Raw genomic sequence first — 20536 nt, 5'->3', positions numbered from 1 at the left:
ATTGAATTTTGAATAACAATCATGTTATAAAAATTAATAATTATGAAATACAGGTTAAAGCTTTTCAGTGTAGGTGTTGCTTTTTTTATCGGAAGTGAAACCTATTTCAGCCAGGGTAAGCAAGATACCCTCAAAGCACAGAACATAGAAGGGATTGTAGTTACGGCCTTAGGAATAAAAAGAGAGAAAAAATCTCTGGGCTATTCCACACAGGAACTAAAAGGGGAAGAGATCAACAAAAATCCAACAACTAACTTTCTGAATAATCTTTCCGGGAAAGTAGCCGGGCTTGAGATCAGACAGTCTACTAATTTCGGAGGCTCCATAGATGCTGTCTCCAGGGGATACAAATCTATTTTGGGAGATAACCAGGCTCTTTTTGTAGTAGACGGTGTTCCGATTATCAATAGAAATATCAATTCTACAGGGCAGCAAAATGGGGGCGGAGGCTATGATTATGGAAGCCCTGTATCAGATATCAATCCCAATGATATTGAGACATTAAATGTACTAAAAGGAGCTGCCGCAACCGCTTTGTACGGGTCTAGAGCTCAAAATGGCGCCATTATTATCACTACAAAAAAAGGTAAGAAAAATACGCAGGGAATTGGCTTGGAATATAGCGGAAGTATTTCTGTTTCTGCTGTTGACAAATCTACCTTTCCTGAATATCAGACGCAATATGGACAGGGCTATTTCGGGAATATTTTTGCGAACTATCAAAATAGCCCCATGGCCATCTTTTGGCATGATGCTTCTTATGGAGCGCCTTATGATCCTAATCTGATGGTATGGCAATATGATGCTTTTATTCCCGAATCACAGAATTTCGGAAAAAAAACGCCTTGGGTCATGGCTAAAAGCGGGCCTATTACTTTTTTTGATAAAGCAATTAATCAAACCAATAATATTGCTTTGAGCGGTGGAAATGACAGGGCAACATTCAGGTTAAGTTATTCCAATACCAATGCAACGGATATCATGCCGAACTCTTCTTTAATGAAGAATAACTTTGGTGGGAATGCCTCCTATAAAATTACAGATAACCTTACCGCTACTATTTTTGCCAATTATATTACACAAAATACAAAAGGAAGGAACTCTACAGGGTATACCGATAATATTATGGGGAATTTCCGACAGTGGTGGCCCACGAATGTAGACATTCAGTACCAGAAATATCTTTTTGATACTTTTGATAAAAACTATACCTGGAATATTAAGTCTCCCGTTAATCTGTCGCCGGCTTATTGGGATAATCCCTATTTTACAAGATATAAAAATTACCAGAATGATAAAAGAGAACGGTTTGCAGGAAATTTCAGCCTGAGCTACGACCTGTCAAAAAACATCAATATACTGGGAAGAGTAGGGATCGACGGATATAGTATGATTACTGAGGAAAGGAGGGCCGTGGGTTCTATTCCGGCATTTTTCAGCTTTAATACGATTGAGCAGCCTTCAGGATATGCCGTGACGAATCTCCGTTTTACAGAAACCAATTATGATCTGATAGCCACTTACAAAAAGAATATTACTGAAGATCTGAGTATTCAGGGATTACTGGGGGGAAATATCAATGTTCAGACCAATTATTCTAACGCACAGACTACATCAGGAGGATTGTACATTCCGGATCTCTATACCATTTCCAATTCAGTTGCTACTCCTGCAAAACCTATTATTACAGATAATTCTAAATATATTTATGGGGCTTTTATCCAGGCATCTTTAGGATATAAAAACACCTATTATCTGGAAGGAACATTCAGAAGAGATCAGTCTACGGCTTTACCTAAAGGAAAAGGAGCGTACTATTATCCTTCTGTTTCGGCAAGTATGGTGTTTTCTAATCTCCTGAAACAGGACTGGCTAAGCTTTGGAAAGCTAAGAGGAGCCTATGCGGAAGTAGGTTCGGATACTAATGCAGATCAATTGAGGAACAGATATCTTGCTCAGGCTTCTTTTGGAAATAATCCCGTTTATTCTTATAATACCACGTTAAGAAATGCAGATCTTCTTCCCCAAAAACTTAAAAATATTGAGATAGGAACCAATATGCAGTTCTTTAAAAACAGAATAGGATTTGATTTGGCATGGTTCAGAAATAAGGCATTTGATCAAATACTGCCACTTCCTATTTCCCTGGCAACAGGAAGTGGTGCTAAAATTCAGAACACAGGAGAACTGACGACAAAAGGGTTTGAAGTTTCCTTAAATATTACGCCATTAAAGTTCAATAATTTCACCTGGGATATGATGTTGAACTGGTCTAACCCTAAGACCAAAGTTACCGCGTTAAGGGAAGGTATTGAAAATATCACCATAGGTACGCTGCAGGGAGGCATTAGCATTAATGCACCTCTTAACGGAGAATATGGAAGCATCTGGGGCTCAGATTTCGTTTATGATCCCAATGGAAATAAAATTATAGGAACCAACGGAGCTTATCTTCATACAGATGACAGCAATCATAACTTAGGAAGCTTTCAGTCGGATTTTATCGCAGGACTGAATAATTCTTTTACATATAAAAATTTCAACCTTAGCTTCCAGATCGATTGGAAAAAAGGAGGTAAGATATTTTCTCTGGATCAGTATTATGGATATGGCACAGGTCTTTATCCTGATTCTGTAGGCCTGAATGACCTGGGAAATCCTGTCAGAAACACTTTGGCAAATGGGGGTGGACTTATTCTACCGGGGGTAATGCAGGATCCTAATAATCCGGGACATTATATTCCCAATACAATACGTCTTGACCGTTCTATCTCCAGCCAGAATTTAGAAACAGATCCTCCTGTGGCCGCATTTGTGTATGATGCCAGTTTTATAAAGCTTCGCCAGGTATCCGTTTCTTACACCTTCAATAATACATTCTTAAAAAATGCAGGAATTCAAGGTCTTACGCTTGGACTCACGGGAAGTAACCTTTGGATCATCCATAAAAACCTTCCTTATGCCGATCCGGAATCGGGGCTTTCTTCAGGAAGTATACAGGGGTATCAGTCAGGGGTAATGCCTTCCACAAGGAACTTCTCATTTAATCTGAAAGTAAATTTTTAAAATCTATTACAATGAAAAACACTATTATACTTATATCCTTTCTGACCGTATTGTTGACAGGCTGTACATCAGATGATGTTAATAATGATCCTAATGTAGCTTACAATATGTCACCGGAACCTCTGATTACCTATGCAGAAAAGGAGCTCAGCGATTATATGAATACGCCCAGTGTCAATGAAAATAACTTCAGGCTTACCATGCAGTATTGGCAGGAAGCTACCTATGTAAGCGAAAGTAACTACAATTTTACGGCAAGAAACGTTTCTAATAACATTTGGGGAGATAATTATGTGAATGTTCTCAATAATCTAAACAAAGCAAAAGAGCTTGTAGAACAGTATCAGCCGGCTGCTTCAGAGGTAAACTCCTGGCCTGCGAAAAAGCAGAACCAATTGGCTATTATTGATATCCTTTCAGTTTATACCTTTCAGACTTTGACTGATATATTTGGAGATATCCCTTACAGCCAGGCTCTTAACAATGAAAAATTTCCGCTTCCTGCCTATGATGATGATGCACAGATCTATGAAAAGCTTATCATCCGTTTAAAAACAGATATCAATAACCTGCAGGAAGGAGAAGGAACATTTGGAGCTGGCGATATTCTTTACGGCGGAGATATAGGAAAGTGGAAAAAGTTTGGAAATTCCCTTCTCTTAAAACTGGGAATTGCTGTTTCTGACATTAACCCGACGCTTGCCCAATCCAGCATTAATGTTGCAATCTCCGGTGGAGTTATCATGGATGAATCACAAAATGCTATTTTCAGATATCAGGCTGAAACACCAAACTTCAATCCTTTATTTGAAAACCTGGCGAACAGTGGAAGAGACGATTTCTTTGGCGGAAAACCTTTTGTCGATTTTCTAATCACAACTTCTGATTCGAGAATAACAAAATATTTTCAGGATGTAGATGGCGTTTACATCGGGCAGGAAATTGGTTTGCCGGGAGTTTTTTCAGATTTTTCAGCTCCGGGGATCTTTGCATATATTCCTGTAACACCCGGCACTCTGATCACTTATACTGAAGTAGCTTTTTACAAGGCTGAAGCAGCAGCCCGATTTGGAATCGGCGGCAGTCCGGAGGCCCTTTACAACACCGCTGTTCAGGCTTCATTCCAGGAATGGGGGCTCCCTTCCCAGGATGCCCAGAATTATCTCTCAGACCATCCTTACAATGCTTCCAACTGGAAAAAATCTATTGGAGAGCAGGCATGGGTTGCTATGTACAATCATCCGGTAGTTTCCTGGAATTTTTACCGCAGATTAGATTATCCTGCTTTACAGGCTCCCCCAACAGCTATTGCCAATGCAGAAGGAAAAGTTCCGGTAAGATTACAGTACCCAACTTTAGAAGCAACTACCAATGGTACTAATTATGCCAAAGCTGCTGCTGCAATAGGCGGAGATAAACTGACTACAAAAGTTTTCTGGGATATCCATTAAATAGAGTTTCTTATTTTTTTCATATCATTTATTTTGTAAATCTTTTGAAGCCTGTATTTCTTTATACAGGCTTTTTACTATCCTTTGGTAGATCACAAGTCTTTATTGATAGCTTAATTTTCTTTATCAACGGCTATTTGCTCAAATTTGATTCAGAAAAAAATGAATGATCATATAAATGTATAAAAAGCTTTTTAAACTTTTTCACTAAACTACAAATCAAAGATTCGACGCAGTCAAAAGACACAAAAGTTTTTATTTTTTAGACACTTCAGTACACTTTAGAAAGTTTGAAGGAATACCGCATAATTAAGTTCACATAAGATGAAAATCTTTGATTTTCAACAAAACTTTAGTGTATTTTTTATACACGAAGTATATAACTTAAATAGCTTAAGTGTTTAGAAATATTTTGTGACTTTTGTGGTCAAGTTTAAACAGACTTATAATGTGGTTGATTTATTATTCAAATATTGAATAATGTTTTGGCTTAATGATTAGTAATAATCTTAAGCCAATTTTATTTTCAGACCTATTTTTTATTAAAATACTTTGAGACCAACGATTCCGACCACAATGAGTAAGGCAGACAATAATCTGAAAATATGGGCAGAATCCTGAAAAAACAGAACACCCACTAATAAAGTTCCTACCGCACCAATTCCTGTCCATACTGCATATGCTGTCCCCATAGGAATACTTTTCTGTGCATACCAGAGAAATCCGCCACTGACAGCCATACAGGCAATTGAAAATAGGATCCAACTCCATTTATTACTACCCGGCTGTTGAGATAATTTAAGTCCCAGTGGCCATCCTATTTCAAAAATTCCTGCAATAACTAATGCCATCCAATTCATACTTTTTATTTTAAGATTATTTAGGATTGAAATTCATCTATCCTGATGAACATGATTAAGCTTACAATTGATTTCTTATTATCTATCATCAGGTACTCATCTATGTTACGGCAGTAAAATTAGTACAACCTGTTTGCTTTCAGTCAGATGAATGATGTAACACTGCAAAAATCACAGGTAGAATGTAATATACTCACAATGAAACGTTATGTATTTTAAAATAAACTGTAAGTTAAATAGGGTATCTTTAAGCAGTAAAAACAGATAGAACAGATGTATTCTATCCTAATATGCTCCATTTCAACTATGCTAACAGATATAATTGCTACCAACCTCGATGTCATTTTTTGTGGGATCAATCCAGGGTTGAAATCAGCGGATGACGGCCATCATTTTTCAGGAAGAAGCAACCGGTTTTGGAAAGTGCTCCACCAGTCCGGTTTTACACCTTATGGGGTTCAGGCGGTCAATGATACTTCTATTCTGGATTTCGGATATGGCCTTACTACTGCTGTTGCAAGGGCTACTTCCCGTGCTGATGAACTTTCAAAAGAAGAATTTGACGAATCTCTTGAAGCTTTTAAAGTGAAAATGACAAAATTCCAGCCCAGATATGTTGCATTTCTGGGTAAGGCAGCATACCAAGCTTTTTCTAAAAAGAAAGAAATTCTTTGGGGACATCAGTCTGAAGATTTTTGTGGTGCAAAGGTTTGGGTTCTGCCAAATACCAGTGGTTTGAACCGTGGATTTTCTCTTGACGATCTTGTTGCATCTTACCGTGAATTTTATGTGGCTATTCAGGAGTAGTCAGGAATACATAGACCTATATTTTGTTGGGCTTGCTTACATATTTATTATTTTTCACAAAAAAACGCCAGGGTAAAAGTGCATCTTCCTGTGCATAAGCAACTCCTATGCGAGGGCCGGCTATTATTTCATCAGGCTTGTACAGAATACCATGATCTTCAATCCAGATCTCATCTCCGGTCAGATCTTTTTTATTAAAAGACTGATTAATTCCTAATGCTTTTGCTGCAGATCCGGGGCCAGAGGAAATAGCAGCTTTGGAGAACGGCATATTTCGTCTGTACTCCATAATTTCTTTCCCTATCAATGGTTCCACAGCTCTGATCAGTACGGCATGAGGATCATCTTCTACAGAAGTTACCACATTGAAAAGATGATGAATTCCGTAGCACAAATACACATAAGAAATACCACCATGGCTGTACAGCGGCTCAGTGCGGTTAGTACGCCTGCCTCCATAAGCATGGGAAGCTTTATCCTGTACCCCAAAGTAAGCTTCTGTTTCTACAATAATTCCGGCCGTAATATCATCACCAATTGCTGTAAAAAGAACTTTTCCTAAAAGGTTCTGAGCCAGGAAAAGGACATCTTGATTGGAATAATAGGAGAGTGGTAATTTCAAACCGATGATTTTATGAGTTGACAGATCAAAATTAATGATATAAAAACAAATTTCATAGACTTAAGCAGATTGTTACTACATTTGGAAATTAGTTATCTTCATTTTTCACACCAAAAATAAAATATGATGAAGCCCTTTAATCTGATCCTGTTTCTATTTACTTTTTGTTTGGCGGCACTGTCATTCAATATTCCTTATCAGCAATCGTATAAAAAAATGATTGTTGGAAAATGGCAACCGGTACTTTCAACAAGTGAAGGAATTGAAGCCAATGGAAACAAAACAGTAAAAAATTACAGACTAAGCAGCAAAGATCTCATGGAGTTTAATGCTGACGGTTCTATTACTGATAGCGGGCAGCTTTATTTTTCATATGAATTAGATCCTGATGAAAAAATCTTATCCTTATTCGAAGGAGGCAATCATGAACGAAAATTTGAAATCCAGCAGCTGGATAAAACAACAATGAAGATTGTCATGAAAGATACTGACAAGTACAAAGGAGAACCCTTTCATATTATCTGGACCATTGTATTTAAAAGAAAATAAATTTATTGATTGGTCCGGAATGTTTACGGTAAATTAGAAAAGCTTTCCAGTTTACCTTCCAAAAGCAGCACTTCTCCATTATCATACTGATCTCTTCTATCCAGTAAGTATCCTAAATAGATTATAATTGAATCTATCTGCCTTCTGGAAATAAAAACATTTTCTTTTTGAATTTCGTCTTCTATTTCTTCGACATAGTCAATTTCATCTTCATCAGCTCTATCTTGTATTTCTTTTTCGTATTTGATTGCTGACAGTATTAATTTTTTTTCTTCAGTAGTAAATTCTAACATGGTTTTTATTTTTTAATGAATATCATTTTGTATCACTATAAAAAATAGGTTTCAATGATTTTTAATCCTCGGAGAATTTCTTTTTTTATTTAGGCAGAGTAATACGTCTCATATTTAAGCTGTTAAAGATAAATATTTTCTTTTCCCTAGCCATTCGCATCAAGACTTCATTTCTGTCTTCAATGGACATATTGAGAATATGATCAAAAGCTCCAAAGGTAACGCCGTTATTACCTCCGTCTTTTTCATGCTGTACTCTAACAATCTCCAGTATCTGCTTCTCTATCTCTTCCTGATTTTCCATGGAGTAAAGATACAAAGTTTGTAACTGTTCCTGAAAGTGAAAATCCAAAATTTTTATAATTCTCTTTAATCATCATATAGAGTTGGATGCATTAAAAGCTGGTAGCAATGATGTTTTTAACCGTATTTTAAGTGAGCTCTAATTGTATTCTAATGCATTAAAGCTATTCTGTTGCATTATTAGTTTTAATTTTGCAGAATGAAAAAGAAATATTTTGCGGCTGTATGTAAAGCTTTTTACTTATTATTTTTAATGGTTGGCAGTAATTTGTTTAAATCACAAATGAAGGGAAGCTCCGAGATAAAAATAGCATATGGACTTGGTACGACCACTGATTTTGTTAATGCTTTCAGCTCTATTTTTACATTGGGTTATGGTCTTTATGAGAAAAGGAATTCCGGCGCCTTTATTCTTGGATATAACTATGCAATACAAGATAAATGGGTGATTGGAACAGACTTTTTATATCAGCAAATAACGAGAGAGTACCCTGATCATGTATTACAAAAATCACACAATTATACTGTTGCGGTAAAAAGCGACTATAACTATATCTCAAATCCAAAATTTCGCATGTATTCCGGAGTGGGGCTAGGACTCACGATGGAAAAGAGCAGGAACCCTTCGGAAAGTATTTCACATGTTAATTTTCACCTCACGGGATTAGGAATTAGATTAGGAGGCAGGCTTGGCGTAAATGCTGAAGTAGGTTTTGGATATAAAGGAATAGGCAATGTAGGATTTGCTTACAGTTTATAATTAACAAGATCATATTCATTATCCCTATTTAAAAGAAAAATACCAGATGAATTGATATCTGGTATTTTTTTATATTATTTTCCTCCCGGTGGGCAATGTTCTTTTAGATATTTGGTAAACATGGTGGCCAGATGGAGTGATGTTCCTTCTCCTTCACTGATCGAATGCGTTCGGTTAGGGTAAGACATCAGCTGAAACTGTTTATTGTATTTTACCAGTTCATTAATGTATACTTCCGTATTTTGGTAATGCACATTATCATCTCCTGTTCCATGAACCAATAAAAGGTTTCCTTTCAGGTTTTTAGCATAGGCGAGTGGAGAACCGTTTACAAAATCTTCTCTGTTTTCCTGGGGAAGTCCCATATACCTTTCCTGATAGATATTGTCATAAAATAACTGATTGGCTACAGGAGCAATAGCAATTCCTGTCTGATAAATTTCAGGATATTGTCCCAAAAGATTTAATGTGGAAGAACCTCCACCGCTCCAGCCCCATACGGCAACCCTGGATGTATCCACATAGGGCCATTTTGCAAATAAAGCTTTTGCTCCCATTGCCTGATCACGGATATTAAGCTGACCTATTTTACGGTAAACAGATTTTCTCCATCCACGTCCTTTAGGTGCAGGTGTTCCACGGTTTTCAAGAGAAACATATAAATAACCGTCCTCAGCCATGTCACCAACGTATAAAGAATTCCTGCCTGTATAGAAGTTATCTGTTACCGTTTGCGATCCGGGCTCCCCATATACGGTAAAAACAATGGGGTATTTTTTGTTAGGATCAAAATTTTTAGGTTTTACCACCCAGCCGTCCAGGGTTACCCCGTCCTGCGTCGTAATCTGGAAGAATTCTGCTTTAGATTTTGCAGGATCTGCCTTTGCTGATCTTTTTGCGGCCACAAGCTCTTTATGATCCGGAAGTGATACCACAGCTCCCACAGAATTTGCATTGACGCTGCTGTTACTAAACATCGCAATCTTTCCGTTGGGGGATATCATATAATTATTAGAACCCGAATAGGATTCAGGAGTTACCCTTTGTGCATGCCCTCCTTTCATGCTTACTTTATACAGGTACTTCTGAGTGGCATTCTTAGGAGAAGCTAAAAAGTAGATCTGTTTTTGGGGAACGTCAAAAAATTCAGGTTTTATAACATCAAAATTATCTTTTGTAATCAGTGTTTCTTTCCCATTCAGGTCTATTTTATAAATATGCCGCCATCCGTCTTTTTCAGAAAGCCACAAAAACTCTTTACCGTTGTCTATCCAATCCCAACCACTTGGGTCATTGTCATTCCAACGGGATTTTATATCAATCCATGCTGCATCTGTTTCCGTATAAATTGTTTTTCCATTCCCGGAACCGGCATCTGCTACAATAATTTTACTTTGATTCTGTTTTCTGTTCAGCTGCTGCAGAATAACAGACTTAGAATCCAGTACCCATTCCATTCTCGGAATATAGTTTTGTACTTCATCTCCTGCAATATTGGCCTTCTTTGATGACTGAGAGGCTACATCATAAAACCAGATGCTGCAGCCTGAAGGGTTTTCTCCAACTTTCGGATATTCCACAGGAACCGTAAACGAATACAGGCTATCTGTATTATTAATCATCAGGAAATTCTTGGTTCCTCTTGCATCCAGCTTCCAGTAAGCAATTTTACTTCCGTCCGGAGACCATCTGAAACCATCCTGAGTTCCGAATTCCTCTTCATATGCCCAGTCGAAAGTACCGTTAATGATTCCATCTGTGCCATCCTGGGTAATTTTACTGATCTGGTTGTTGGAAAGGTCTTCAATATAGATATTATGCTTAGACACATAAGCTACTTTTTTACCGTCTGGGGAGAACTTGGCAAACATTAATGATGCTGTCGGCAACCCTTTTCCAAGCTGAGTAAGCTTTTTGGTGTTTTTATCAAAAATCCAATAATCTCCACGTGTATTGTCTCTCCATACTTTCTGAGTATTGGCAAAGACTAATAAGCTTTTCTCGTCCGGAGATACCTGAAAGCTTTGTACCTCTAAAGGGGTAGAGCTTCCGGAAGGAATTAATTCATTGCTGTTTAAAAAAGTCTGATCTTTTCCGGGATTCAGGACATTAACAACTTCAATTCCTTTTTTTGTAAATGAATAATAAGCATTGCCATCAGGAGTCCACTGTGTTTTTTGCGCAGCTAATGGCGAAAGGCACAGAAAATATAAAGCAATGACGGTTAATTTTTTTATGTTCTTCATATGATATTTCAATTAATCTAAATGTTCAGCACGGTAGTTTTCAATGTCTGCAACCGTTTTAATCAGTCCGTTCCCCAGAAGCCTGTAGCTGCTATCTGTAATCAGGAAGTCATCTTCTACACGTATCCCTCCAAAATTCCGGTACTCATTTACTTTATCATAGTTAATAAAGTCAGCATTTTTATTTTCAGACTGCCAGATATCAATCAGCTCCGGAATCATATAAATACCGGGTTCAACAGTTACTACAAATCCTGATTCCAGTTCCTTTCCTAAACGTAAAGATTTAAGTCCAAATGTTTTGGTATCCTTCGGATCTTGTTCGGTATAACCAATATATTGCTCTCCAAGATCCTCCATATCATGAACGTCAAGTCCCATCATATGTCCTAATCCACATTGGAAGAATAGAGTATGAGCATGGTTTTTTACTGCTTCTTCAGGATTTCCTTTCATCAGCCCCAGGTCAATAAGACCTTCTACAAGGTGCTGGGATGCTTTCAGGTGAATATCTTTAAATCGAACTCCGGGTTTCAGAAGACGTTGGGCATTATCAAAAGCATTCAATACCACCTCATACATTTCCTTTTGCTTTGTGGTAAAAGTACTGCTTACCGGGAATGTCCGGGTTAAATCACCTGCATATCCCATCGCCGTTTCAGCTCCTGAATCATTAAGAAAGAGATCTCCTTCTTTCAGTGTATTGAGACGGTAATGATTATGGAGTATACCTCCGTTTATCGTTACAATAGGGGGATAAGACATCTGGCATTCTTTATTGGCTGCAAGATATTGAATAGCATTCGCCACTTCATATTCTTTACGGCCAGGTCTGGCCATACGCATGGCTAACAGATGCATTTCATTAGATACATTGACCGCTTCTTCTATCTGTACTATTTCCTGGGCTTCTTTTATAGAACGCTGTTTTACACTAGCCTTAATCATCTCCACAGAAGGATGTAATTCTGCTATTTTTATACCTAGAAGATCCGCCAGTATAATTTTATTGGAAGACTGATAGGGAGGAAGGTAATGTACTTTTCTGCCGGAAGCCTGTGCTTTTAGAAGATACTGAGGAAGCTCAGCATAAGGCAAGGTTTCCTCTACACCTGCTTTCAGGCTTTTCTCTTTCAGTGTTTCCTGCCTTCCCATCCATACAATATCATCAATACTTAATTCATCTCCGAAAACAATCGTCTTATTTTCATCAATATCAATAATGGCAGCAATCCGGGGTTCCTGAATCCCTAAATAATATAAATAAGTACTGTCCTGACGGAAATAATAAGGATTGTGTTCAAAATTCACAGGATTTTCTATATTTCCTAAAAACAGTAAAATTCCATTAGCCACATTACTTTGTAATATGGCTCTTCTGTCTTGGTAAGTTTGTGCTGAAAACATATAGTATGAATACTTTTTATTTAAAGGTTTAAAGTTACGATTTTGTACTATTTGTAGCGCTTTGTTCACTAAAATAAATAATAGGTAAAGTTTGGATTTTAATATGATATTCAATGTTCATATTTTGCTTAAATTCGGCAATATTTTAACATATTGCATAATCTGTCCCCATAAAGTATTGATTTTATGAAAAGTCTCCAGTTTTCAGTGCCTGCCGACACCAACAAAAGCATCCGTATACAGGAAGATAGTATGCCTAATTTCTATCCTTACTTTCACCGCCATACGGAAACCCAGATCATGTGGATCCTCAAGGGGCATGGAACACTGGCTATAGAACAGAATCTCTTTACTTTTGAAGCAGGGGATATTTTTTATCTTGGAGCCAATCAATCACATGTCTTCAAAGGTGATTTTGATAAAAATGAAAAACAAAAGGTTCATTCAATCTCCATTTTTTTTGATCCCCGCAAAAAGATCTCCGCATTTTTCCACTTACCGGAATTTGAAGAGCTTAAAAATTTTATTGATACCTCAGAGGTAGGTTTCAAAGTGGCTTCAAAATTAAAAACAAGTGTAGGAGAAAGCATTGCAGCATTACAAAAAACAAAAGGAGTAGATCAGATCATAGATTTCATAAGGATCTTAAACCATCTTATGCAAAACAGGCATGTGCATATTCCTTTATCTTCAGAGAAGAATCTGCCCACTCATATTTCCGATACCGACAAAAGGATTATCGATGCTCAAACCTTTATTAAGAAAAATTTCACCCAGCAGAAACTCACCCTTGATCTCATTGCAAAAGAAGCTTGTATGACTCCACAGGCATTTTGCAGATCTTTTAAAAAACGTACCAGAATTACCTATATTCAATATCTTAATGAATTACGAGTGCAGAGAGCCTGTAGATTATTAACCTCCAGCAACATGTACAACATTTCTTCCGTTGCTTTTAACAGCGGATTCACCAGTATTACCAACTTCAACCGGGTATTTAAATCCATCATGAAGTACTCTCCAAAAGAATATCTGAAGCATTATAAAGAGGCTACTACAGACCACGAATAATCACATGTTAAAATACGGTTAGAATACATTAAAATATTAACATTTACCGTTTTAAAATTCACCTAGTTTTGAATAAATATTATTTGATATGAGTACAAAACTAAACTGGGAAGGGATTTATCCTGCTGTATTAACTCCTTTTACAAAAGAAGGAAAGATTGATTTTGAAATGTTTGCAGTCAATACAGAAGCCCAGATTAAAGCCGGAGTGCATGGCATTATCCTGGCAGGGACATTAGGAGAGGCCAGTACTTTGGAAGCTGAAGAAAAGTTTGAACTGCTGAAGTATGCTAAAAAAATGACAGAAGGAAGAATCCCGGTAATCCTCAACCTTGCTGAAAATACAACCAAAAATGCTATACATTTCGCTAAAAAAGCAAAAGAATCAGGGGCTGATGGACTTATGCTTCTTCCACCCATGCGTTATAAAGCGGATAGTCATGAAGTCGTAGAATATTTTAAAGCAGTAGCTACCGCTACAGATCTTCCTATCCTTATTTATAATAATCCCGTTGACTACGGAATTTATGTTACCCTTGAGATGTTTGATGAGCTTATTCAATACCCAACCATTCAGGCTGTTAAAGAATCTACAAGAGATCTTGCCAATGTAACGAGAATGATTAACCGTTTTGGAAAGAGAATCAAAATTCTTGGCGGTGTAGATACCATTTGTCTGGAAACACTGATGCTTGGAGCAGATGGCCTTGTTGCAGGCCTTGTGGATGCTTTTCCTAACGAAACAATGGCCATGTACAACTATGCTAAAGCAGGTGAATATGACAAAGCATTAGCCATCTACAGATGGTTTATGCCTTTGCTGGAACTGGATATTCATCCTAAACTCATTCAGTATATTAAACTGGCTGCCACAGCAGAAGGAATAAGCAATCCTTATGTAAGGGCACCACGCCTGGAACTGCAAGGTGAAGAGGCTGTAAAAATTAAAAAGATCATTGAAGAGGGCAGAAGCAACCGTCCGGCACTAGATTAACACCATACATAAAGCTATGATTCCAGAAACATCAAAAGAAAATATAGAGAAAAGGATTCAGATGGCTGCTGAGGCCTATCAGTTCCTGAAGAATACTACCATAAAAGAACGGGCGGTATTTATGAATGCTGTTGCCGATCAGATTGAAGCTTTAGGAGAAGAACTCTTGACAACAGCTCACGCTGAAACTTCATTGCCTTTAGCAAGACTCACAGGTGAAAAAGCCAGAACAACAGGACAGTGGAGAACTTATGCAAAAGCAGTAGCCAGTGGAATATATACAGAACCACGAATTGATCTCGCACAAGCTGACAGACAAAAAGGAGACTTAAGAAAATATAATGTAGGCATCGGTCCTGTGGTTGTTTTTGGAGCCAGTAATTTCCCATTTGCATTTTCTACAGCTGGAGGCGATACGGCAAGTGCTATCGGAGCAGGTTGCCCTGTAATTGTAAAAGCCCATCCTGCACACCCTCAAACTTCTCAAATAATGGCTGATGCCATAACAGCTGTTGTAGAAAAATTTGGATGGCCGGAAGGAATCTTTAGCCATATAACGGGACCATCCCATGAGATCGGGGCTTATTTAATCCAACATACAGATATTCATGCCGTAGCATTTACAGGTTCATTCAGTGGGGGAAAAGCCTTATTTGATATCGCCAACCGTCGCGAAAATCCTATTCCGGTATTTGCAGAAATGGGAAGTATCAATCCGGTATTTGCCTTTGAGCATATATTGGAAAATAAAGCAGAAGATCTGGCAAAAGAATATGCATCCTCTTTAACACTGGGGGTAGGGCAGTTCTGTACCAACCCGGGAGTATTTGTGGCTCTGAAAGGAGAAAGCCTGACCAGATTTATTGCCACATTAAAAAATGAAATTCCGGGCATTGTTCCTGTCAATATGCTTCACAGGGGTATTTTTGAAAACTTCGAAAAACTGAAAAGTAGGACTTGTGAACAATCAGGAGTAGATGTAATTGCAGAAGTAAATACAGAAATTAATGAATGGCAGGGGCGGGCTATGGTTACAGAAACTACAGGTCAGCATTTTATTCAAAATAATATTTTAAGTGAAGAGGTTTTCGGACCATTTGGTATTATAGTAGCTTGTGAAACTCCTGAAGAAATATTGCAGATTGCCCAGGCGTTGAAAGGACAGTTAACCATCACCGTAGCGGCTACAGATGAAGATGTGCGTCTAAATATCAAGCTAATTGATATTCTGAAGGATAAATGTGGCCGGCTTTTATTCAACGGAATGCCTACAGGAGTAGAAGTGGTTTATGCTATGCAGCACGGAGGACCTTTTCCCTCTACTACAGATGCCCGTTTTACATCCGTAGGACCGGATGCCGTCAAACGGTTTGTTCGCCCCATTTCTTTTCAAAACTGGCCGGATGAATTCTTACCGGAAGAACTGAAGGATGAAAATCCATTGCAAATCAGCAGAATGGTAGATGGAGAAGTGAACTCAGGATCATTAAAATTGCAAACAACATGAACAGAACATTTTTTTGTATAGATTCCCACACTTGTGGCTGCCCTGTGCGCCTTGTTGCAGGTGGCGGACCTATTTTAAAAGGAAACTCCATGATGGAGCGCCGGCTTCACTTTATGAAGGAATATGACTGGATCCGCAAAGGGCTCATGTTTGAACCCCGAGGACATGATATGATGAGTGGCAGTATTCTGTATCCCCCTATTGACGACAATAATGATATAGGGGTTTTATATATTGAAACCAGCGGATGCCTTCCTATGTGTGGACATGGTACTATCGGAACAGTAACCATAGCCATAGAAGAAGGGTTGGTAATTCCGAAAGTTCCCGGAAAATTACGTCTTGAAACCCCTGCAGGACTTATTCTCATTGATTACGTACAGGAAAGAAAAAAAGTAAAGTCTGTAAAACTGACCAATGTAAAGTCTTTTCTGTATGCTGAAAATCTGGAAGTTGAATGTCCGGATCTTGGATTGATACAGGCAGATGTAGCTTATGGCGGGAACTTTTACGCCATTATTGATCCTCAGGAAAATTTCAGGGATATATCAGATTTTACAGCCAGCCAGCTTATTCATTATGGGAAAATGATCCGAAAATTACTTAATGAGAAATATCAATTTATTCATCCTGAAAACGAACATATTACCGGATTAAGCCATATTCAATGGACAGGTCAGCCTACCGATCCCAAAGCCAGCGGACGTAATGCTGTTTTAGTGGGTGAAAATGCTTTAGACCGCTCACCTTGCGGTACCGGAACTTCTGCAAGAATGGCACAATGGTATGCCCAAGGAAAATTGAAAGAAGGAGAAGAATTTATCCATGAAAGCTATATCGGTTCCCAGTTTATTGGAAGAATTGAAGGAACAGCTACTGTTGACGGAAAACCGGCTATTATTCCATCCGTTGAGGGCTGGGCAAGAATTACCGGCTATAATCAAATTATTATTGACGATGAAGATCCTTACTGGCAGGGATTTCAGGTTATGTAAACAAACGTATGACACAGAATAAAGGAAAAGCACTTATTATCGGTGCAGGTATCGCAGGATTGAGTTCAGCTTATTATCTCTTACAGAAAGGCTGGCAGGTAGAGATCCTGGAACAGAATGATCTTTCCAATAATTGCTCCTATGGCAATGCAGGGATGATTGTACCCAGTCATTTTACTCCATTGGCGGCTCCGGGAGTAGTTGCCCAGGGAATACGCTGGATGTTTGACAGTAAAAGTCCGTTTTATGTCAAACCTTCACTCAACTCCAAACTGATATCATGGGGGCTGAAATTTTTAAAATATTCTAACCAACATCATGTAGACCGGTCGGCATCAGCAATCCGGGATCTTAATCTGGCCAGCAGTGTACTTTATAATGAAATTGCTGAAAAAGAGGAATTTGACTTTGAGCTTACCCAGAATGGCATTTTAATGCTCTATAAAACAGAGAAAGTAGCAGAAGAAGAAACAGAACTTGCCCATAAAGCCATGAATTTGGGATTAGCGGTTGATATTCTGGATCAAAAAGGAATCCAGGAACTGGAGCCCAACACAAAACTGGATGTTATCGGAGGAATCAATTACAAATGTGACGGGCATATGAACCCGATGAAACTGATGAAGCAAATGATCTCTTACCTTAAAACTAATGGTGTCATTTTCCATACTCAGCATAGACTAACAGGGATTGAAACTTCCGGAAGCTATATTAAAGCAGTGATTGCCAATAATAGCCGATTCACCGCAGACCGGTTTGTAATGACAGGAGGGTCATTTTTACCTGAACTGGCCCAAAAAGCGGGTATTAAAATCCACTTAATGCCGGGGAAGGGCTATTCATTCATGCATAGACCTGTAAATCCTGTCAATACAATGGAACATGCAGCCTTATTACTGGAGGCAAGAGTAGCGGTAACCCCTATGGGTGGGCAGATCCGCTTTGGTGGCACTATGGAACTGGCTTCCCATCAGGATAAAATTAATATGAAAAGAGTAGAAGGAATTGTTCGGTCTATTCCTCAATACCTGCCCGATTTTCAGGTAAAACTGCCCAAAGAATCTGACATTTGGTTTGGGTACAGGCCCTGTGCTCCGGATGGATTACCTTATCTGGGGCAGTCTTCAAAACTAAAGAATTTAATCGTTGCAGGCGGCGGGGGAATGATGGGTTTAAGTTTAGGACCCATTTTTGGAAAAACAGTTTCAGAACTTGTCAATGACCAAAAACCAACGGTTGAGATAAAGATATTCAATCCTGAAAGATTTAGTTAAAAAACATCACATAACACACAAAATTAAGGCCAAAACAATTTGATTATTCAAATAATTTATTAACAAACAAATCCAAAATTTATGAAAAAATTTAAATTACTACTACTTGTTTCCCTATTTCCAATAATAGGTTTTGCTCAAGAAAATAGACCTCATGAGTGTAAAGCAGATGAAATGATGAAAAAACATTTTGAACTGCACCCTGAATCTAAGACTGAATATGATAATTTTGAGAAATACACCAAAGATTTCATAAAAAAAATGGGATCAAACAAAAATTCATTGAATAGTACGATCACCAATCCAACCTACATCATCCCTGTGGTTTTTCATGTGTATGGAGAATCTCAAAGTAATGTAAAAGTAAATTACCAAAAAGTAGTTGACTTACTGCAACAAATCAACTTAAATTTCAATGGAATCAACACTGATTCAAATACTGTGGATCCTGATTTCCAATCCATTAGAAGAGCGTTAAGTATTGAATTTCGATTAGCTAAAATTGATCCAACTGGAAAAGCAACAAGCGGAGTGATTTTTCATCCTTTCAAAGGTGGATATGGCAATGGAGGTGGATATGATGCAGAAATTGGTGCAGATGCATGGGATAATACAAAGTATATGAATGTGTATATACAAAATGATCTATATTCAAATAAAGATTTATATCAATCAGGAGTTGCCTGGTATCCGGATTCATACATGACTTCAGTAAATACAGCCAGAGTTGTTTATAATGGACGTTATATATTTAATGCTTCAGGAACAGTGGCTTCAAACGAGTTTTCTGATACATTTACTCACGAATTTGGGCATTGGTTAAATCTTCAGCACACGTTTAATGTTCCATGTTCAACTGCAAACCCAACTAATGATGGCGATGGAGTTGCTGACACACCTGTAGAAAATACTTCTTCCGGATTAGGATGTACAGCTGGTAACAATTGTCTTGGACAAAAAGTGAACGTTGAAAACTATATGGGATACAATGGTTCTTCCGGTTGTTATAAAATGTTTACCAATGGACAAGTTGGCAGAATGCTAGCAGCATTAAACCATCCTTCGCGAATAAATTTATGGCAGCCTGCCAACTTAGCCGCAACCGGAGTTGCCAATACTCCACCTAGATTAACCCTTAGCAACAGTACATTTACAGAGAACTTAAACAATAATGGAGCCGTGTCATTAGATGGAACAGCAGCATCTGTCCCTACATCAACCATTACCCTAAACGGAGCAATATTTGCCGTACCAAATGGAACAACTCTTACTGCAGGAACACATTTCACTTCTTCATTACCATCAGGACTAACAGCAGCTATAGCAGTTACAAGCCCTACTACTGCTACACTTACCATAAATGGTACGGCAACCAGTCATCCTAAAAGTCAGGTCCTGAATTCATCAATTACGTTCCTAGATCGGGCTATAACAGGAGGCGTAACTTCATTAGGATCAACTACAGCTTTGGCATTAACTTTTTCTTACAAAGACCCTTATAAAATAGTTACAGGAACTCCTCTGGAAAGTTATGCCAATCCAACACCAACAACAGTAACAACCAACTCCGGAGCACCTTGGAAATATTTTATCATTAACCCGGAGCTTAGTGATGATGCAGGGTATGGCGCTTGGTACTATGGCGCAAATCAATTAAAATTTGAAACCTATTGGAAAGGATTAGTATGTGGTGTGGGGACAAGAAGTATTAGTTTAATTCCTGCTTGCACCACTATAACTAATGCAAATAATATAGGTTACCCAATTGGTACTCCCGGACAACTTGACGTGTACACCCCTACATACACTAACTGGTCTGGCCAAACCGCTTATGTTGGTTTTAGAAACCAATTCGAAGGCTACAATATTAACGGCTATTTCAAACTGATTGTTGGGACCAATGGTTCAGGTTATTCTGTAACTGAGTTTGGATACAATACACAACCATATGGCAGTATTACAACGCCTTGTGCATTATCATTATCCACTTCAGACGTTGATACAACAAACTCAGAAACTTCTATCTATCCAAATCCAGTTTCTGATGTATTGAATATTAAAACAAAAGGGAAAATTAAGTCAATTTCTGTTTATAATATGTTTGGAAGAAAAATGAATGCTAAAGTTATTGGTGATAAGGTTGATGTTAAACACTTCCTAAGCGGAACTTATTTAATTGATATTGAAACTTCTTTAGGGAAATCTTCCCAAAAATTCATTAAAAAATAGGATCAAACGCTATATCGATACAATATGATCGTTAGTACTAGGTTTTATTTTAACTATAAATTCGTCAAACATTCATATTTTACCTGCATGTACTTTTGAGAT

17 protein-coding genes are annotated in these 20536 nt (G+C 38.0%); 11 read left to right on the top strand and 6 right to left on the bottom strand.

The features are described 5' to 3' along the window. Positions 1-42 precede the first annotated feature (42 nt). Both LQV47_RS17375 and LQV47_RS17370 read left to right on the top strand, forming a co-directional pair. Complete coding sequence (locus LQV47_RS17375; protein ID WP_230039174.1) at positions 43-3066, top strand: SusC/RagA family TonB-linked outer membrane protein; 3024 nt, start codon at positions 43-45, stop codon at positions 3064-3066. A gap of 11 nt (positions 3067-3077) precedes the next feature. Continuing rightward, positions 3078-4517: a SusD/RagB family nutrient-binding outer membrane lipoprotein gene (locus LQV47_RS17370; RefSeq protein WP_230039167.1), complete on the top strand. Its 1440-nt coding sequence runs from the start codon at positions 3078-3080 to the stop codon at positions 4515-4517. A 542-nt stretch (positions 4518-5059) separates the two neighbouring features. Here LQV47_RS17370 and LQV47_RS17365 read toward each other — a convergent pair. Continuing rightward, positions 5060-5377, bottom strand: coding sequence for a multidrug efflux SMR transporter (locus LQV47_RS17365; protein ID WP_230039165.1), 318 nt, complete (start codon positions 5375-5377; stop codon positions 5060-5062). Positions 5378-5683: 306 nt separating this feature from the next. Here LQV47_RS17365 and mug point away from each other — a divergent pair, with 306 nt between their 5' ends. Next, positions 5684-6184 (top strand): G/U mismatch-specific DNA glycosylase, encoded by a 501-nt coding sequence (mug, locus tag LQV47_RS17360; protein WP_230039163.1) that lies wholly within the window; start codon positions 5684-5686, stop codon positions 6182-6184. Positions 6185-6200: 16 nt separating this feature from the next. Here mug and LQV47_RS17355 read toward each other — a convergent pair whose 3' ends face one another. After that, positions 6201-6806: a DNA-3-methyladenine glycosylase gene (locus tag LQV47_RS17355; RefSeq protein ID WP_230039161.1), complete on the bottom strand. Its 606-nt coding sequence runs from the start codon at positions 6804-6806 to the stop codon at positions 6201-6203. Positions 6807-6929: 123 nt separating this feature from the next. Between LQV47_RS17355 and LQV47_RS17350 the strand changes: the two genes are divergently transcribed. Further along, complete coding sequence (locus LQV47_RS17350) at positions 6930-7355, top strand: hypothetical protein (protein WP_230039159.1); 426 nt, start codon at positions 6930-6932, stop codon at positions 7353-7355. A 23-nt stretch (positions 7356-7378) separates the two neighbouring features. Here LQV47_RS17350 and LQV47_RS17345 read toward each other — a convergent pair whose 3' ends face one another. Further along, positions 7379-7648 (bottom strand): hypothetical protein, encoded by a 270-nt coding sequence (locus LQV47_RS17345; RefSeq protein WP_230039157.1) that lies wholly within the window; start codon positions 7646-7648, stop codon positions 7379-7381. Between the two features lie 85 nt (positions 7649-7733). Beyond that, positions 7734-7952, bottom strand: a complete 219-nt coding sequence (locus tag LQV47_RS17340) for a hypothetical protein (RefSeq protein WP_230039155.1) — start codon at positions 7950-7952, stop codon at positions 7734-7736. Between the two features lie 198 nt (positions 7953-8150). Between LQV47_RS17340 and LQV47_RS17335 the strand changes: the two genes are divergently transcribed. Then, positions 8151-8711 carry a hypothetical protein gene (locus LQV47_RS17335; protein ID WP_230039153.1) on the top strand — a complete coding sequence of 187 codons (561 nt, stop codon included), beginning with the start codon at positions 8151-8153 and terminating at the stop codon, positions 8709-8711. A gap of 74 nt (positions 8712-8785) precedes the next feature. Here the strand turns inward: LQV47_RS17335 and LQV47_RS17330 are convergent, their stop codons facing one another. Both LQV47_RS17330 and LQV47_RS17325 read right to left on the bottom strand, forming a co-directional pair. After that, on the bottom strand, positions 8786-10957 hold the full coding sequence (locus tag LQV47_RS17330; RefSeq protein ID WP_230039151.1) for a DPP IV N-terminal domain-containing protein: 2172 nt from the start codon (positions 10955-10957) through the stop codon (positions 8786-8788). A gap of 12 nt (positions 10958-10969) precedes the next feature. Further along, on the bottom strand, positions 10970-12364 hold the full coding sequence (locus LQV47_RS17325; protein WP_230039149.1) for an aminopeptidase P family protein: 1395 nt from the start codon (positions 12362-12364) through the stop codon (positions 10970-10972). A 186-nt stretch (positions 12365-12550) separates the two neighbouring features. Here LQV47_RS17325 and LQV47_RS17320 point away from each other — a divergent pair, with 186 nt between their 5' ends. The 6 genes from LQV47_RS17320 (at position 12551) to LQV47_RS17295 (ending at position 20434) form a co-directional block, all read left to right on the top strand. After that, entirely contained in the window at positions 12551-13435 is an 885-nt protein-coding gene (locus LQV47_RS17320; protein WP_230039147.1) for an AraC family transcriptional regulator, read from the top strand. Between the two features lie 88 nt (positions 13436-13523). Then, on the top strand, positions 13524-14429 hold the full coding sequence (locus LQV47_RS17315; RefSeq protein WP_230039145.1) for a dihydrodipicolinate synthase family protein: 906 nt from the start codon (positions 13524-13526) through the stop codon (positions 14427-14429). 16 nt (positions 14430-14445) lie between these two features. Further along, the gene (locus LQV47_RS17310; protein ID WP_230039143.1) at positions 14446-15936 is read left to right on the top strand and encodes an aldehyde dehydrogenase (NADP(+)); all 1491 of its coding nucleotides are present in this window, start codon (positions 14446-14448) and stop codon (positions 15934-15936) included. After that, on the top strand, positions 15933-16931 hold the full coding sequence (locus LQV47_RS17305) for a 4-hydroxyproline epimerase (RefSeq protein ID WP_230039141.1): 999 nt from the start codon (positions 15933-15935) through the stop codon (positions 16929-16931). The genes LQV47_RS17310 and LQV47_RS17305 overlap by 4 nt, the downstream gene beginning before the upstream one ends. Before the next feature lie 8 nt (positions 16932-16939). Continuing rightward, positions 16940-18205 (top strand): FAD-dependent oxidoreductase, encoded by a 1266-nt coding sequence (locus tag LQV47_RS17300; RefSeq protein WP_230039139.1) that lies wholly within the window; start codon positions 16940-16942, stop codon positions 18203-18205. 174 nt (positions 18206-18379) lie between these two features. Continuing rightward, positions 18380-20434: a zinc-dependent metalloprotease gene (locus LQV47_RS17295; RefSeq protein ID WP_230039137.1), complete on the top strand. Its 2055-nt coding sequence runs from the start codon at positions 18380-18382 to the stop codon at positions 20432-20434. Positions 20435-20536 lie beyond the last annotated feature (102 nt).

Source organism: Chryseobacterium sp. Bi04 (assembly GCF_918698085.1).
In the GTDB taxonomy this organism is placed as follows: domain Bacteria; phylum Bacteroidota; class Bacteroidia; order Flavobacteriales; family Weeksellaceae; genus Chryseobacterium.
This window is presented reverse-complemented; position numbering and strand designations above follow the sequence as displayed.